The sequence below is a fragment of the Phreatobacter sp. AB_2022a genome (assembly GCF_026847585.1).
Classification (GTDB): Bacteria; Pseudomonadota; Alphaproteobacteria; order Rhizobiales; family Phreatobacteraceae; genus Phreatobacter.
Genome location: NZ_JAPSET010000030.1, coordinates 19705 through 35079, shown reverse-complemented (window position 1 = coordinate 35079; position 15375 = coordinate 19705). Strand labels below are relative to the sequence as shown.

14 protein-coding genes are annotated in these 15375 nt (G+C 69.1%); 8 read left to right on the top strand and 6 right to left on the bottom strand.

Annotation, left to right across the window (positions count from 1 at the left end; genetic code table 11):
- Positions 1-3: 3 nt before the first annotated feature.
- From xylB to OZ671_RS20535, 3 genes are all read right to left on the bottom strand, one after another.
- Entirely contained in the window at positions 4-1521 is a 1518-nt protein-coding gene (gene xylB, locus OZ671_RS20545) for a xylulokinase (RefSeq protein ID WP_268862488.1), read from the bottom strand.
- Positions 1514-2995, bottom strand: a complete 1482-nt coding sequence (locus OZ671_RS20540) for an FAD-binding oxidoreductase (protein ID WP_268862487.1) — start codon at positions 2993-2995, stop codon at positions 1514-1516. The genes xylB and OZ671_RS20540 overlap by 8 nt, the downstream gene beginning before the upstream one ends.
- 191 nt (positions 2996-3186) lie before the next feature.
- The gene (locus OZ671_RS20535) at positions 3187-4197 is read right to left on the bottom strand and encodes a LacI family DNA-binding transcriptional regulator (protein WP_268862486.1); all 1011 of its coding nucleotides are present in this window, start codon (positions 4195-4197) and stop codon (positions 3187-3189) included.
- Between the two features lie 131 nt (positions 4198-4328).
- Between OZ671_RS20535 and OZ671_RS20530 the strand changes: the two genes are divergently transcribed.
- From OZ671_RS20530 to OZ671_RS20520, 3 genes are all read left to right on the top strand, one after another.
- Positions 4329-5951, top strand: coding sequence for an ABC-F family ATP-binding cassette domain-containing protein (locus OZ671_RS20530; RefSeq protein WP_268862485.1), 1623 nt, complete (start codon positions 4329-4331; stop codon positions 5949-5951).
- A gap of 10 nt (positions 5952-5961) precedes the next feature.
- Positions 5962-6282: a cupin domain-containing protein gene (locus OZ671_RS20525; protein ID WP_268862484.1), complete on the top strand. Its 321-nt coding sequence runs from the start codon at positions 5962-5964 to the stop codon at positions 6280-6282.
- An 81-nt stretch (positions 6283-6363) separates the two neighbouring features.
- The gene (locus tag OZ671_RS20520; protein ID WP_268862483.1) at positions 6364-7137 is read left to right on the top strand and encodes a crotonase/enoyl-CoA hydratase family protein; all 774 of its coding nucleotides are present in this window, start codon (positions 6364-6366) and stop codon (positions 7135-7137) included.
- A gap of 17 nt (positions 7138-7154) precedes the next feature.
- Here the strand turns inward: OZ671_RS20520 and OZ671_RS20515 are convergent, their stop codons facing one another.
- Both OZ671_RS20515 and OZ671_RS20510 read right to left on the bottom strand, forming a co-directional pair.
- Positions 7155-7772 (bottom strand): LysE family translocator, encoded by a 618-nt coding sequence (locus OZ671_RS20515; protein ID WP_268862482.1) that lies wholly within the window; start codon positions 7770-7772, stop codon positions 7155-7157.
- A gap of 144 nt (positions 7773-7916) precedes the next feature.
- Complete coding sequence (locus OZ671_RS20510; RefSeq protein WP_268862481.1) at positions 7917-9020, bottom strand: DNA alkylation repair protein; 1104 nt, start codon at positions 9018-9020, stop codon at positions 7917-7919.
- 195 nt (positions 9021-9215) lie between these two features.
- Here OZ671_RS20510 and OZ671_RS20505 point away from each other — a divergent pair, with 195 nt between their 5' ends.
- The 5 genes from OZ671_RS20505 (at position 9216) to OZ671_RS20485 (ending at position 14303) form a co-directional block, all read left to right on the top strand.
- Positions 9216-9653, top strand: coding sequence for a PaaI family thioesterase (locus OZ671_RS20505; RefSeq protein WP_268862480.1), 438 nt, complete (start codon positions 9216-9218; stop codon positions 9651-9653).
- Positions 9654-9785: 132 nt separating this feature from the next.
- The gene (locus tag OZ671_RS20500; RefSeq protein ID WP_268862479.1) at positions 9786-10760 is read left to right on the top strand and encodes a GAF domain-containing protein; all 975 of its coding nucleotides are present in this window, start codon (positions 9786-9788) and stop codon (positions 10758-10760) included.
- A 167-nt stretch (positions 10761-10927) separates the two neighbouring features.
- Positions 10928-12445, top strand: coding sequence for an aldehyde dehydrogenase (gene adh, locus OZ671_RS20495; RefSeq protein WP_268862478.1), 1518 nt, complete (start codon positions 10928-10930; stop codon positions 12443-12445).
- Positions 12446-12552: 107 nt separating this feature from the next.
- Complete coding sequence (locus tag OZ671_RS20490; protein WP_038306070.1) at positions 12553-12951, top strand: DUF779 domain-containing protein; 399 nt, start codon at positions 12553-12555, stop codon at positions 12949-12951.
- A gap of 134 nt (positions 12952-13085) precedes the next feature.
- Positions 13086-14303: a glycosyltransferase gene (locus OZ671_RS20485; RefSeq protein ID WP_268862477.1), complete on the top strand. Its 1218-nt coding sequence runs from the start codon at positions 13086-13088 to the stop codon at positions 14301-14303.
- Here OZ671_RS20485 and OZ671_RS20480 read toward each other — a convergent pair whose 3' ends face one another.
- Positions 14304-15164, bottom strand: a complete 861-nt coding sequence (locus OZ671_RS20480) for a DMT family transporter (protein ID WP_268862476.1) — start codon at positions 15162-15164, stop codon at positions 14304-14306.
- Positions 15165-15375: the final 211 nt, after the last annotated feature.

The following is a 15375-nucleotide window of genomic DNA, read 5'->3' as shown; positions in this document are numbered from 1 at the left end:
GGCTCAGCGCCCCCCGACGAAGTCGTGAATACGGTGGTTGATCGGCGCCAGCGCCCGCTGAATGTCGCGGTAGATCGGGAAGCCCCTGTCATAGACGGCCGCCCGCGCGGGCTCCGGCTCGTGCGTCGCGATGATCTTGACCGCATGGGCTGCAGCATCGGTGTCGGCGAAGACGCCGGCACCGAGGCCGGCAACCAGCGCCGCGCCGAACGAGGCATCGGCGACCGCCGGCAGTTCCACCGTCACGCCCAGAACGTCGGCGACGATCTGACGCCAGACCGCCGAACGGGCGCCGCCGCCGGTCAGTCGTGCCGTGGTGAAGCCGAGATCGCGCTCGCGCAGCACCTCCAGACAGTCGCGCAGCGAATAGGCGACGCCCTCGTAGAGCGCGCGCACGAAATGACCGGGGCCATGGTTGAAGCCCGCGCCGACGAAATCGGCGCGCAGCAGCGGATCCCAGTGCGGGCTGCGCTCGCCGTTGAGATAGGGGTGGAAGAACAGGCCTTCCGCGCCCGGAGCGACCGCTGCCGCCAGCCGGTCCATATGGTCGAACACCGGACCGCCCTCCTCGCCGGGACGCTTGAAGAAGGTGTCGCGCAGCCATTTGTGCGCCGAGGCGCAGGAATTGGTGGCGGCGATGACGTACCAGTGCTCCGGCACGACGTGGAAATAGTTGATCAGCGCGAAATCCGGCCGGGCGGTTGGCGACAGCACGTTGACGGTGGCGGCGGTGGCGAGCTTCACGACGCCGAGGCCTTGCCGCACCATGCCGGCGCCGAAGGTCTCGGCCGCCGTATCCGACGTGCCGCAGACGACCGGCGTGCCCTCGGGGATGCCGGTCTGCCGCGCCGCCTCGGCGGTGACCGGGCCGACAACGGCCCCGGGCGCGACGATTGGCGGCAGGCTCGCCATCGGCCAGCCGATCATGCCGCACAGCTCTTCCGACCATGTGCCGGCATGGGCATCCATCATCAACGTGCCGAGCGCGTCGATCGTGTCGGTCTCGAACGTGCCGGTGAAGCGCGAGCGCAGCCAGTCCTTGGCGAGATAGAGCCGCGCGACACGCGCGAAGGCCTCCGGCTCGTGGCGCCGGACCCACAGCATCTGCGGCAGGGTCCAGGTCGGATTGGCGCGGTTGGCGCCGATGTCGAGGATGCGCCTGTCGGCCCGGTCACGCAGCTCCTGCGTCTCGGCCCGGCTGCGCTGGTCGTTCCAGAGGATCGCCGGGCGGATGACCCGGCCGGCGGCATCCTCCAGCACCTGGGTATGGGCGCCGGCGGAGAACGAGATGGCGGCGATCCGCCCGGCCCGGCCGGCGGCCTCGGCGACGACGGGCACGGCGGCGATCACGGCGCGCCACCAGTCGTGCGGATCCTGCTCGCTCCAGCCCGGCTCGGGCGCCGCGGTCGCGACCGGTGCCGAAGCCTCGGCCACCAGGCTGCCGTCGGCGCGGATCGCGCTGACCTTCAGCGAGCCGGCACCGAGATCGATGCCGATGAGGATGGGCTCATGCTCAGCCATGACGGATGTCCACCGCGCCAGCGGCCGGCCTCAGGCCGAGCTTGCCCGGATTGAGCAGATTGCCGGGATCGATGGCGTCCTTGATCGTCTGCAGCAGGTCGAGACCCGCACCGAGCTCGCGCCTCAGCCAGGGATTGCGGAACAGGCCGACGCCGTGGTGGTGGGCGATCGAGCCGCCATGGTCGAGCGTCAGACCTTCGACGGCCTCCCAGAGCCTGGCATGCAGCGGCAGCGCCTCGGCTTCCGGCATCGGCGGCAGGCGGATGGTCATGTATTGGCAGGCACCTTCCGGATAGACGTGCGACCAGTGCGCGCCGAAATGGAGCTTCGGGTGAATGGCACGGACGGCGGCGTCGATGGCGGCATAGAGGCCCGGCAGCACCGACCAGTTGCCGGTGACTTCGATCGTGTCGTTGAAATAGCCGGCGGCATGCCATTTCTGCGAATAGGCGACGTAGCGATTGGCGAGCCAGTGGTCATAGGGATCGCTCGGGCCGACCTCGCCGCCGTGGCGCGCGGCGATCGCCAGCGCCATCTCCTGTTCGGTCGAGACCAGCGGCTCGCAACCGGCGAAGGCGAGCACGGCGAGAAAGGGCTTGGCCTTGAACAGCGCGATGCCGGCCGTGCGGTCGGCGCTCTCCACCGCATCGTAGAGGCGGACGATGCTTGGCCTGATCTCGGCCTGCATGATGTCGCGCGCGGCATCGAGCGAGGCGGCGAGCGTCGGGAAGGCGAGCACCACACCGCGTTCGATCTCCGGCTTCTTCCAGATGCGCAGGGTCAGCTCGGTGATGACGCCGAAGGCGCCCTCGCCGCCGACCAGGATGTCGCGGATCGACGGCCCGACCGAGCGGCGCGCCACGGGACGCACCTCGATCGGCGTCCCGTCGGGCAGCACCGCCTTCAGGCCGACGACGATATCCTCGATCTTGCCGTAGCGGCTGCTCGCCTGGCCGCCGCCGCGGCAGGCCGCCCAGCCGCCGACGGTCGAGATCTCGATCGACTGCGGCAGGTGGCCGGTGGTGAACCCGGCCTCGTTGAGGGCTTTTTCGAAAGCCGCGCCGTTCATGCCGGCGCGCACCGTCACCATGGCATCGGTGGGATTGAGCGCCACGATGCCGTCGAGGCGTCTCAGATCCAGCATCACCTCGCCGCCGAGGGGAATGGCGCCGCCGAGCACGCCGGAACCGTTGCCGTAGGGAATGAGGCGAATGCCGCGCTCGTGGGCGAGGCGCACGACGCGTGCCACCTCGCCGGCATCGGCCGGGCGGACGGCGAGTTGCGGCACCACGCCGGCAAGCTCGCCGATCCGCTCGCGGAACACGGCGTAGGGCAGCCGGTCCCGGGCATAGCCGAGGCGCTCCTCGAAGCCGGCGAGCACATGCTCCGGACCGACGACGGCCGCGAAGGCTTCGGCAAGCGCTGAGGGCGCCAGGTCGCTGGCCCGGGCGGCGGCAATCGTTCGTTCGGTCATGAACACCTCCAAAGGGAGGCGCGGCGTGGCAAGCCCATCGCGCATCCTCCCAGATGCCTTTGTGCATTTTGCACAATCGTTTGTTCAAAAGACTGTCGGAAAGATTCGCGGCCGTCAAGACGGTTCCGTCAGCGCATGGAAGCCGTGCCGAAAGCAGCGCCTGCCGCGGGCTTGCCGCCCTGCCCGCTCCGTCAGGCCGCCGGCGCCGGCCCGGTCGATGCCCGCACGACGAGCTGCTCGGGCGCGAGCGGAGCGACCGGCTCCGGCGTGCCGCCGCCGACCAGCCCGACCAGGATCTCGGCGGCAAGCCGCCCCATCCGGCCGGTCGGCATGCGCACCGTGGTGAGCGCGGGATAGAGCATGGTGGCGACCGCCGCGTCGTGCAGGCCGATCACCGAGACGTCCTGGGGAATGCGCAGCCCCGCCTCGTGCAGCACGGCCATGGCGCCCGCCGCCGACACGAGGGTTGCCGCCAGCACGGCCGTCGGCCGCCGGTCGATCAGCTCGCGCATGGCCGCGGCGCCGCCCTCGGCGGTATAGCCGGCGACAGCGACGAGCTGCGGATCGAAGGCGATGCCGTGCGCGGCAAGCCCTTCGCGATAGCCGGCCAGGCGCTCGCCGGCATTGAAGCCGCCGGGTCGCCCGGCGAGATGGGCGATGCGCCGATGGCCGAAGGCAACGAGATGGTCGAGCGCGATCCGGGTCGCGGCACGGCTGTCGAGCACCACCGAATAGCGCGAGCCGGCGAGCGTGCGGTTGAGCAGGACGTAGTTGGTGCGTGTCGCCTCGAGCTCGCCCAGCAGGACATCGTCGTCGTCGAGGCTCGCCACCAGCAGCCCGTCAACCCGGTTGCCCTCGCTGAGCCGGCGGTAGGCGCCCGCCTCGCGCGCGCCGGGGGCCCGGTGCGCGATGAGCAGCGAGAAGCCGTGTTCGGCGGCGGCCGCCTCGGCGCCCTCGATGGCCGCGGCGAAGACCGGATTGTCGAGCTGCGGCACGACGATGCCGAGCGTCGACGACCGCGCGGTGCGCAAGCCCCGGGCGAAGGCATTGGCGCGGTAGTCGAGCTCGCGCGCGACCTGCAGGATGCGTTCGCGGGTGTCGTCGCGAATGCGCTGCGCCGCCTCCCCGCGCAGCACGCGCGAGGCGGTCGAGACATCCACACCGGCAAGGCGCGCCACATCGGCAAGAGTCGGTCGGGCCATATCGCTGATCGATAGGCCAGGACGCAAAAATGGGGAAGAGGGCCAGGGCCGCTTTGCGTCTCCGGCCTTCCGTCCGCAGCCCGGATCGCCTAAATGCGCGCCGAGATGATGTTGAAGAGATGCGTTTAGGTATGATTCGCCTGGAAAATATCGGCAAGCAGAACGGCCGGCAGATCATTTTCATCGAGGCTTCGGCCGCCCTGCAGCGCGGCGAGAAGATCGGCCTCGTCGGTCCGAACGGCGCCGGCAAGAGCACCCTGTTCCGCATGATCACCGGCGAGGAACTGCCCGACGAGGGGCAGATCTCGATCGATCGCGGCGTCACCATCGGCTATTTCAGCCAGGATATCGGCGACATGTCCGGCCGCAGCGCCGTAGCCGAGGTGATGGACGGCGCCGGGCCGGTCAGCGCGGTCGCGGCCGAGCTGAAGGCGCTGGAGGCGGCGATGGGTGATCCCGACCAGGCCGACGCCATGGATACGCTGATCGAGCGCTACGGCGAGGTCCAGGCGCGGTTCGAGGAGCTCGGCGGCTATGCGCTCGAGGGCCGGGCACGCGAGGTCCTGGCCGGTCTCGGCTTCTCACAGGACATGATGGACGGCGATGTCGGCAAGCTTTCCGGCGGCTGGAAGATGCGCGTCGGGCTTGCCCGCATCCTCCTGATGCGCCCGGATGCCATGCTGCTGGACGAGCCGAGCAACCACCTCGATCTCGAAAGCCTGATCTGGCTCGAACAGTTCCTCAAGGACTACGACGGCGCGCTGATGCTGACCTCGCACGACCGCGAGTTCATGAACCGCATCGTCACCAAGATGATCGAGATCGATGGCGGCAGCCTCACCTCCTATTCCGGCGACTATGCCTTCTACGAGCAGCAGCGCGCCTTGAGCGAAAAGCAGCAGCAGGCGCAGTTCGAGCGCCAGCAGGCCATGCTCGCCAAGGAGATCGCCTTCATCGAGCGCTTCAAGGCGCGCGCCTCCCATGCCGCCCAGGTGCAGAGCCGGGTGAAGAAGCTTGAGAAGATCGATCGGGTGGAGCCGCCGAAGCGCCGCCAGACCGTGATGTTCGACTTCCCGCCGGCGCCGCGCTCCGGCGAGGACGTGGCGAGCCTGAAGGGCATCGCCAAGCGGTATGGCGACCGCGTCATCTACGACGGCCTCGACTTCCAGGTGCGCCGGCGCGAACGCTGGTGCGTGCTCGGCGTCAACGGCGCGGGCAAGTCGACGCTGCTCAAGATGGTCGCCGGCGCCAGCGCGCCGGATGCCGGCACGGCCAGCCTCGGGGCGAGCGTCAAGATGGGCTATTTCGCCCAGCATGCCATGGAGCTGCTCGACGGCGAGCGCACCGTGTTCGAGGCGCTGGAGGACCAGTTCCCCCAGGCCGGCCAGGGCTCGCTCCGCGCGCTCGCCGGCTGCTTCGGCTTTTCCGGCGACGACATCGACAAGAAGTGCCGGGTCCTGTCGGGCGGCGAGAAGGCGCGCCTCGTCATGGCGCTGATGCTCTACGATCCGCCGAACTTCCTGGTCCTGGACGAGCCGACCAACCACCTGGACATGGCCACCAAGGAAATGCTGATCGCGGCGCTGTCGAGCTACGAGGGCAGCATGCTGTTCGTCTCGCACGACCGGCATTTCCTGGCCGCCCTGTCGAACCGCGTGCTCGAGCTCACCCCCGAGGGCGTCCATGCCTATGGCGGCGGCTATACCGAATATGTCGCGCGCACCGGCCAGGAGGCGCCGGGGCTGAGGAGCTGACGCGAGGGAGATGCCGGTGGCCAATCTGTTCGACGATCTGCCCGATCGGGCGGAGGCGGAACTCTTCACCGCGATCCTCGATCGGCCGGGCCTGCGGATCGAGCGGATCGTCTCCACCGGCCAGACGACGCCGGAGAACGAACCCTATGACCAGGACCATGACGAATGGGTGCTGGTGCTCAAGGGTGCGGCACGGCTCTGGCTGGACGGCCGGGGCGAAACCGATCTCAAGCCCGGCGACCACCTGTTCATTCCCGCGCGCTGCCGCCACCGCGTCGTCTGGACGGCAATGGGCGAGCCGACCGTCTGGCTCGCGGTCCATTTCGGCTGACCGGCGGCCCCCGCCATTCGCCTTCCTTGCGCCCGGCACTGGAAAATTGAGACAGTGGCTTTTTTCCAGGAGGCCATGCCAATGACCGGGGATCCGACTTCACCCGTGCTGACCGAAACGCGCGGCGCGGTTCTGATCATCACTCTCAATCGCCCCGAGGCGAAGAACGCCGTCAATGCGGCGCTTGCCGCGGGCATGGCCGCGGCCATCGACCGCCTCGATGCCGACGACGCGCTCACCGTCGGCATCATCACCGGCGCGGGGGGCACCTTCTGTTCCGGCATGGACCTCAAGGCCTTCCTGCGCGGCGAGCGCCCGTCCATCGCGGGCCGCGGCTTTGCCGGCCTGACCGAATCCCTGCCGAAAAAGCCGCTGATCGCGGCGGTCGACGGCTACGCGCTGGCCGGCGGCATGGAAGTGGCACTCTCCTGCGACCTGATCGTCGCCAACCGGGGCGCGAAGTTCGGCATTCCCGAGGTGAAACGGGGGTTGACCGCCGCCGCCGGCGGACTGATCCGCATGCCCCGGCAGATGCCGGTCCGCATTGCCATGGAATATGCGCTGACCGGGGAATTCTTCACGGCGGAGCGCGCCCATCAGCTCGGCATCATCAACCGGCTGACGGACGGGCCCGCGCTGGAGGCCGCGCTCGAGCTGGCGGCCGCGATCGCCGCCAACGGTCCGCTCGCCGTGAGGGCTTCGAAGCAGGTGATCGCGGAATCCCGCCTCTGGCCGGAAGACCAGATGTGGGCGCGGCAGCAGGAGATCGTCGGCCCCATCTTCACCTCCGAGGATGCCCGCGAGGGCGCCACGGCCTTTGCCGAAAAGCGCGCGCCGAACTGGCGCGGCCGGTAGGATCGCGGCGGCGTCGATCAGAGCCCGACGACAACGGTTGCGAGCAGCACCAGCGCGAAGGCCACGTTGATAACGCGCGCGGCGACGGGATGGCGCAGCAGCCGCGCGAAGCTCGCCCCTGCCACCAGCCACGCGACATGGATGACGACGATCATCGCCGTCAGCACCGCGATCTTGACCCCGGCCTCGGCAAGCGGCGGCATGCCGGCAAGGCGCGTGCCGGCATAGACCGCGGCGATCGCGACATAGGCCTTGGGATTGGCGACGGCCAGCAGCAGGCCGCCCGCGAGCGACGGAGCGGCCCCTGCCGGGCCCTCGTCCGACAGGGGCGGCGCCATGGCGATGCGCACCGCGAGATAGACGATATAGGCGGCCGAGAGCCAGAGCAGCACGGGCGCGAGCCGCGGCTGCGACATCAGCAGCGAGACGAGCCCAGCCGCGACTGCCAGCAGCACCGCGGTGGTGCCGAGGATCAGCCCGGCCACATAGGCCGACGAACGCCTGAGGCCGAAGGCCGCGCCCATCGCCGTGGCGCTGACGGTCGCGGGCCCCGGGCTGCCCATGACGACGAGGGCAGCGAGCACCAGGCCGGCGAGCGGCTGCACCAAACCACCCGTCGCATTCACCGTCTCCATGACCCGGCCTCCCCCCTGAACGGACGGCATGGTGGCCGCCGCGGCGGCCGGCGTCTTGAAGGATCGTGCGCGACCGCTGCCCCATGGCGTTTTCGAGCGACGCCGGCGGCGCTCCGCGCGGACAGGACGCGCCGGCACGCGACCCTAGGCTTCGAGCAGGAAACCGCCGTCGGCAAGGCTTCGGCCATTGACCAGAAGCTCGACGCGGTGATGGCCGGCATGATGCTTGCGCGTGGTGAAATCACGAATGACCTGGCTGATCGCCACGGTCTCTTCCATCCCCGGCGCCAGCACGATCTCCCTGAGCTTGAAGACCTTGGGCGCGGCGCGGCCGTTCTTTTTGACGTAGTGCACGGCATAGTCGACGATCAGCTTCTGCGGCTCGGCCGCGGTCGAGACGAGCCTTGCCGACAGGCTCATGCGCTCGCCGAGGGCGATGCGTGCCGGCTCGACCGCGAAATCGGCGACAAGAACCTGCGCCCCGCGCCCGGCCCCCATCAGCTCCAGCGCCCCGGCATCGCCGCGCTTGATCAGGGTCCTCAGCGCCTGCCTGACGATCCAGGCCGTATGCGGCTGGGCCCGCGGCCAGCCGGCCAGCCGCGCGAGCACCCAGGCCGGATGGTCCTTGGTGACGTCGTTGAGATGATTGGCCACCGACTTGCGCACATAGAGGCTCGGATCGGCCTTCAGCGCATCGAGGATCGGCCATGCGCGGGCCGGATCCTCCATGAGCGGCCGCAGCTGGAACGACCAGGGCAGCCGCGGCCGGGCGCCTTCGCTGGCGAGGCGCCGGACATGCTCGTTGTCGTCCTCCGCCCAGGCGGTCATCACGGACAGGGTGCGGTCGAGATCGCGGATGAGGAAATGCCGGATCGCGAACTCCGCCGAGCCGAAGCGGGTGAAAAAGGCGAGCGCCGCCATCGACGCATCGAAGCGGTCCTGCCCGTAGAGCGCGACATATTCGGACAGGGCGATGGCCGCGAAACCATGCTCGATGCGCGGCGCCAGCGCCCGCAGGGTTTCCAGATTGGCCTCGAAGGGGCCCGGCAGCGTCGCGTGAAAGGTTTCGGCGACGCGCCTGAGCCGCTGCATGATGCTCAGATCGTCGAGCCGGTCGCAGGCGAGCGCGAGAAAGCGCTCGGCATCGAAGCCGCATGCGATCGCCTGCGTCTCGACGGCAAAATGCTCCAGCCGCGCGCGGTTGAAGATCTCTTTCAGAGCAGGCGCGCCGGCCGGTGCGTCGGACATCGTGGCCTCGGGAAACGGGACGCTGCGCATAAGACGCGATTCCGCGCGCGCCGTCGCCGGCCATGCGTCAGAGCCGCCGCGCTGCCGACCTGTCTCTCGGCCACGGTGACGCCACGCCGCGCGCGGTTCATCATGCCCAAAGCCTGCCGTTCCGACGGCCGGCTTCGACAACGAACATGCCAAGGGGAGATCACCTTGACCCGATTGCCGGGACGGCTGCAGCACCATCCCTTCGCCGACGTGATCAGGCTGCGCATCGATGCCCAGGGTGCCGGGCGCAGCACCTGCTCGATCGAGATCGTCCCCGAGATCCACCACAATCCGCACGACGTGACCCACGGCGCGGTGCTCTACGCGCTGGCCGATACCGGCATGGGCGTGGCGCTCTACCCGACCCTCGAAGCCGGCGAGAGCTGCGCCACCATCGAGATCAAGATGACCTATTTCCGTCCGGCCCGGGCCGGCCTGGTGCGCTGCGAGACCGAGCTTTTGAATCGCGGCCGCAACATCGCCAATCTCGATTCGCGCCTCTACCTGGACGACAAGCTGATCGCCCAGGCCAACGGCAACTACGCGATCCTGAGGCCGCGGCCGCAGGATCCGAAGACGAGCGCGGCGGAAGATCTGCTGTAGGGGGCCAAAGACACGGCGATTGACTTATCCGCGAAATGGAGCCGAAATAGCTTCAAAATTGCATGCCGGCGATAGAGAACGCTTCTCTCATCGCGAAAATCGACACGAAATCCAGCCAAACTGGTGACGGGCATGATGGCATCCCAGGGACCGCATCACGCCGATCTCGTCTATGCGACGCTGAGCGACAGGGCCGCGGCGGCCCAGTCGGCGGTGGCTGCCTCCTGGTCCCGGTCCCTGCGCAAGCACGGCCTCGACCCCAATCACGACCGGCCGCCACGGCGCCTCAGCGGCGCGGAATTTGCGTTCGCTTTCGAACGGCTCGAGCACCTCGTCCGTCTCGCGCAGCCGGCGATCGACCGGCTGTTCCAGGCGGTCGGAGAGGCCGGCTGCTGCGTGCTCCTGACCGACGGCGCGGGCGTGCCGCTCGACCGGCGTGGCGTCGCCGGCGATGATGTCGACTTCCTCGGCTACGGGCTTTGGACCGGCATGGTCTGGAGCGAGGCCAGCGAAGGCACCAACGGCGTCGGCACATGCCTTGCCGAGGGCCGGCCGCTGACCATCCATCGCGACCAGCATTTCCTCACCCGCAATATCGGATTGAGCTGCACCGTCGCACCGATCTTCGATGCCGACGGCCGGCTTGCCGGCGCCCTCGACGTGTCGACCTGTCGTTCGGACCTGACGCCTGCCATGCTGAAGCTGATCGCGGCGGCGACGGGCGACGCGGCGCAGCGGATCGAGGCGCGCCATTTCCGCGAGACCTACCGCCACGCCCGCGTCGTGGTCGGCCCGGACAATGGTCGCGGCGCCAACGGGCTTCTCGCCGTCGACCGCGAGGACCTGGTGATCGGCGCGAACCGGGCCGCGCGCATGGCCTACGGCCTGACGGAAGCGCGCCTCGCCCGGCCCTTCCCGGCCGACGATCTCCTCGCCGAAACGGCTGCCGAGGACCACGAGGCCTTCGCCGCCGCCGAGCGCGGCGCCGTGCAGCGCGCTCTGGCCCGTGCCGGCGGCAATGTCTCGGCCGCCGCCCGCCTGCTCGGCGTCAGCCGCGCCACGTTGCACCGCAAGCTCGCCCGCCTCGGGCGCGAAGGCGGCCGCTAGCCGTCCCACGCCCGCCGCGGGGCAGAGCCGCCACCGGCGAATGTGTCGCAATCCTGCGACACATCGCCCGCCCCGCCTGCGGCCGCCCGGCTGACGGCGCCCGCGGCCACGGCCGATCCTCCCGCCATTGCCGAAGGCCTTGCGCCCCGGCACTGCTGGAGGAAACCATGAACAAGCCCGAACTCACCCGCACGGCATCGACACCGTTCAAGCCCCGCTACGGCAATTTCATCGGCGGCCGCTGGGTCGAACCCGTCGCCGGCCGCTATTTCGAGAACACCTCGCCGGTCACCGGACGCCTCATCTGCGAGGTGGCCCGTTCCGACGCCCAGGACATCGAAAAGGCCCTCGATGCGGCCCATGCCGCCAAGGACGCCTGGGGGCGCACCAGCGTCGCCGACCGCGCGCTGCTGCTCCATCGCATCGCCGACGTCATGGCGGACAATCTGGAGCTGCTGGCGGAAGCCGAGACGCTCGACAACGGCAAGCCGATCCGCGAGGCCATGGCCGCCGACCTGCCGCTCGCCATCGACCATTTCCGCTACTTCGCCGGCGCCATCCGGGCCCAGGAAGGCGGCATTTCCGAGATCGACCACGACACCGTCGCCTATCATTTCCACGAGCCGCTCGGCGTCGTCGGCCAGATCATTCCCTGGAACTTCCCACTGCTGATGGCGGTCTGGAAGCTCGCGCCGGCGCTCGCCGCGGGCAATTGCGTGGTGATCAAGCCGGCCGAGCAGACGCCGGCCTCGATCATGGTCCTGGCCGAGCTGATCGGCGACCTCCTGCCGCCCGGCGTGCTCAACATCGTCAACGGCTTCGGCCTGGAGGCCGGCAAGCCGCTGGCCTCGTCGAACCGCATCGCCAAGATCGCCTTCACCGGCGAGACCACGACCGGCCGGCTCATCATGCAATATGCCAGTCAGAACCTGATCCCGGTGACGCTGGAGCTCGGCGGCAAGTCGCCCAACATCTTCTTCAAGGACGTCGCGGCCGAGGACGACGACTTCTTCGACAAGGCGATCGAAGGCTTCGTCATGTTCGCGCTGAACCAGGGCGAGGTCTGCACCTGCCCGAGCCGGGCGCTGATCCACGAGAGCATCTACGATCGGTTCATGGAGCGCGCCCTGAAACGCGTCGGCGCGATCGTCCAGGGCAATCCGCTCGACCCGGCGACCATGATCGGCGCGCAAGCCTCCTCCGAGCAGCTCGAAAAGATCCTGAGCTATTTCGACATCGGCCGCCAGGAAGGCGCCGAGGTGCTGGCCGGCGGCGAGCGCGCCGTGCTGGGCGGCGAGCTGGCCGGCGGCTACTACGTCAAGCCGACCGTCTTCAAGGGGCACAACCGGATGCGCGTCTTCCAGGAGGAGATCTTCGGCCCGGTGGTGGCGGTGACCACCTTCAAGGACGACGACGAAGCCCTCGCCATCGCCAACGATACGCTCTACGGGCTGGGGGCCGGCGTCTGGTCGCGCGACGGCACCCGCGCCTACCGCTTCGGCCGGGCGATCCAGGCCGGCCGGGTCTGGACCAACTGCTATCACGCCTATCCCGCTCATGCGGCCTTCGGCGGCTACAAGCAGTCGGGCATCGGCCGCGAGAACCACCTGAGGATGCTCGACCACTACCAGCAGACCAAGAACATGCTGGTCAGCTACGCACCGAAGAAGCTCGGCTTCTTCTGATCCGTCCCCCGACCGCCCGGCCCCGCCGGGCGGCCCTGCCCGGTACGGCACCTCCCGATCCCCGTCGGTCCCGTACCGGGCCTTTTTGCCGGCAAGCGAGCTCCCCCATGACCGAGGCGTCCCTCGACCGCGTGACCGCCACGCAGGCGGCTCTCGACCTCATCGGCGAATTGCAGGCGGCGCACGGGCCGATCCTGTTTCACCAGTCTGGCGGCTGCTGCGATGGCTCCTCGCCGATGTGCTACCCGCAGGGCGATTTCCTGATCGGCGACAGCGACGTCCGGCTCGGCGAGATCGGCGGCGCGCCGGTCTATATCGGCGCGGCCCAATATGCGCTCTGGCGCCACACCCAGCTGATCATCGATGTCGTGCCCGGCCGCGGCGGCATGTTCTCGCTCGACAACGGCACGGAGCGGCGCTTCATCACCCGTTCGCGCGCCTTTTCCGGCGCCGAGATGTGCCGCCTCGACCGCGGTCCCGCACCTGAGCCGCCGTCGCTGTCGTAACAGTGTCAAGAACTTCTGGTCAGCCCTGACGTTGCAAGTGTTGATCCGGCTAAGCCGAATCGGCGCGGCCAGGTGCCCTGGCCGGGCCGACGCGTAGCATCGGCCGTCCGGTCGCCTTGGACAACCGTGTTCGGATGACCAGATCCAACGTGCTGATCGAAATCGTCTATATGGATGCCGGCGGCGGTCATCGCAGCGCCATGAACGCGCTGAAGGCCGTGCTCGCCGAACGCCATCCGGACTGGCAGGTCGAACCGGTCGACCTGCAGAAGCTGCTGCAGCCGATGGATCCGGTGCACCGCATCTCCCGGCGCGTCGCCCGGCCGCTGCAGCGCATCCTCGGCCCGCTGGCGCCGAACCTGGCGCTGGAACCGATCGAAGCGCAGGACGTCTACAACACCGCGCTGAAGCGCGGCACGACCCGCGGTCTCGGCGCGATCCTGCCCCTGCTGCAGGCCTTCATCCGCCACTATGCGCTGGAGCTCGAGGAGCTGTTGCGCCTCTACTGGCTGGAGCCCGGCCGCCGCCGGCCCGACCTCGTCGTGTCGGTCGTGCCCAATTTCAACGGCATCCTGTTCCGGGCGCTGAAGCAGGTCCATCCGCGCACGCCCTACCTGACCGTCATGACCGACATGGTCGACTGTCCGCCGAACTTCTGGATGGAGGACCAGGACCAGATCATGGTCTGCGGCACCCAGAAGGCCACGGAACAGGCCAGGCAAACCGGGTTCTACCAGCCGGCCAACCTGATCGAGGTTTCCGGCATGATGCTGAAACCCTCCTTCTACGGGCAGCCGGAGGAACCGCGGCTGTCGCTGCCCGGGCTCGGCCTCGATCCGGGCCGGCCGACCGGCCTCGTCATGTTCGGCGGCAACGGCGCGCTCGGTGCGACGCTCGGCATCGTCGACAGCCTCGCCGAGGCCCGGCTTGACGTGCAGACCATCGTGCTCTGCGGCAGCAACCGGAAACTGCGCGAAACCCTCGCCGGCCGCGCCGGCTGCCACGCCGTCGGCTTCGTGCAGAATGTCGCCGACTATATGCGGCTCGCCGACTTCGTGATCGGCAAGCCGGGCCCCGGCAGCATCAGCGAGGCGATCCATATGGGCTGCCCCGTCATCGTCGAGCGGAACGCCGCGACCATGCCGCAGGAGCGGCCCAATGTGGACTGGGTGCTGGAGGCCAGCGTCGGCATTGCCGTGAAGAGCTTCGAAAAGCAGATCGCCGGCGCCGTGCAGCGCATGCTGAGCGAGGGCGACGGCTATCGGCGCAATATCCGCAGCAACGTGCCCTACAATTGCGCCGTGTTCGAGGTCGCGACCCATATCGACCATATCGTCGCGGCGGCAGCCTGATCAGGCGGTCTCCGACGGCTCCGCGGCCGGCCTCCGTTCGCGTCGGAACAGCACGAGGCCGGCCGCGACGATGAGGGTGGCGCCGGCCAGTGTCGCCCGTCCGGGAATTTCGCCAAAGGCGAAATAGCCGATCAGCGCGGCGCCGATCAGCTCGACATAGACGAGCGGCGCCAGCACCGAGGCCTCGGCCCGCCGGAAGGCGGCGATCGACAGGAAGTGGCAGAGCGCGGACACGAGCCCGAGCCCGGCAAACAGCACGATCTCGGCGCGGGCCGGCACCGACCAGTTGGCGACGGCCTGCGGCGTCAGCAGCACCGCGCCCGCCACACATTGGAACGCCAGGGTCTTCAGCGCATCCTCGGCCTGTGCCATCCGGCGCGTCGCCACCAGATAGAAGGCGAAGGCCAGCCCCGCTGCGAAAGCCAGGAGAATGGCCGGCTCCATCGCGCCGCCCGGGCGCACGATCACCATGGCTCCGGCAAAGCCGAGCGAAAGGCCGGCCAGCTTCGCCGGCGACAGCCTTTCGCCGAGCATGACGACCGCCAGCGCCACGGCGATGACGGGCGCTGAGAGATAGGCGCTGGTTGCGGTTGCCAGCGGAATGCGCGCGACCGCGAGATAGTAGAGCGACATGGCGAGCACCAGGAACACGGTGCGCAGCAGATGCGAGCCGAGCCGCGCGGTCGGAAACGGCCGGGTGCCATGCACGGCGAGCGACACCGGCAGCACGACCAGTCCGGCCGCCACGCAGCGCGCCCAGCTGAGGAACAGCGGCGAATGGTCGTGGCTGAGATATTTGGCGATGCCGTCGACGACGGGCAGGACCAGCATCGCGATGGTCATCAGGATGACGCCGCCCATTCCGCCTCCGCCCTTCCGCCGTCGCATATGCGGGAAAATGGCGCCGAAGCGCAATGCGTTGCCGGCATTTCCTGAATCCGAACCTCATGCCGCGCCCGCCATCCTGGCGCAACGCGCCGCGATTTCAAGGCATGCGGGCCGTCGCCTGCGGCTGTCGGGATGCTGCCTCCCGAACTGCCATATCGACTTGCCGCGAGCCCCTCGCCTAGGA

Bases quoted from the DNA above. Each gene is read 5' to 3' on its own strand.
- xylB (WP_268862488.1), bottom strand. From the start codon at position 1,521: ATGGCTGAGCATGAGCCCATCCTCATCGGCATCGATCTCGGTGCCGGC.
- OZ671_RS20540 (WP_268862487.1), bottom strand. From the start codon at position 2,995: ATGACCGAACGAACGATTGCCGCCGCCCGGGCCAGCGACCTGGCGCCC.
- OZ671_RS20535 (WP_268862486.1), bottom strand. From the start codon at position 4,197: ATGGCCCGACCGACTCTTGCCGATGTGGCGCGCCTTGCCGGTGTGGAT.
- OZ671_RS20530 (WP_268862485.1), top strand. From the start codon at position 4,329: ATGATTCGCCTGGAAAATATCGGCAAGCAGAACGGCCGGCAGATCATT.
- OZ671_RS20525 (WP_268862484.1), top strand. From the start codon at position 5,962: ATGCCGGTGGCCAATCTGTTCGACGATCTGCCCGATCGGGCGGAGGCG.
- OZ671_RS20520 (WP_268862483.1), top strand. From the start codon at position 6,364: ATGACCGGGGATCCGACTTCACCCGTGCTGACCGAAACGCGCGGCGCG.
- OZ671_RS20515 (WP_268862482.1), bottom strand. From the start codon at position 7,772: ATGGAGACGGTGAATGCGACGGGTGGTTTGGTGCAGCCGCTCGCCGGC.
- OZ671_RS20510 (WP_268862481.1), bottom strand. From the start codon at position 9,020: ATGTCCGACGCACCGGCCGGCGCGCCTGCTCTGAAAGAGATCTTCAAC.
- OZ671_RS20500 (WP_268862479.1), top strand. From the start codon at position 9,786: ATGATGGCATCCCAGGGACCGCATCACGCCGATCTCGTCTATGCGACG.
- adh (WP_268862478.1), top strand. From the start codon at position 10,928: ATGAACAAGCCCGAACTCACCCGCACGGCATCGACACCGTTCAAGCCC.
- OZ671_RS20490 (WP_038306070.1), top strand. From the start codon at position 12,553: ATGACCGAGGCGTCCCTCGACCGCGTGACCGCCACGCAGGCGGCTCTC.
- OZ671_RS20485 (WP_268862477.1), top strand. From the start codon at position 13,086: ATGACCAGATCCAACGTGCTGATCGAAATCGTCTATATGGATGCCGGC.
- OZ671_RS20480 (WP_268862476.1), bottom strand. From the start codon at position 15,164: ATGGGCGGCGTCATCCTGATGACCATCGCGATGCTGGTCCTGCCCGTC.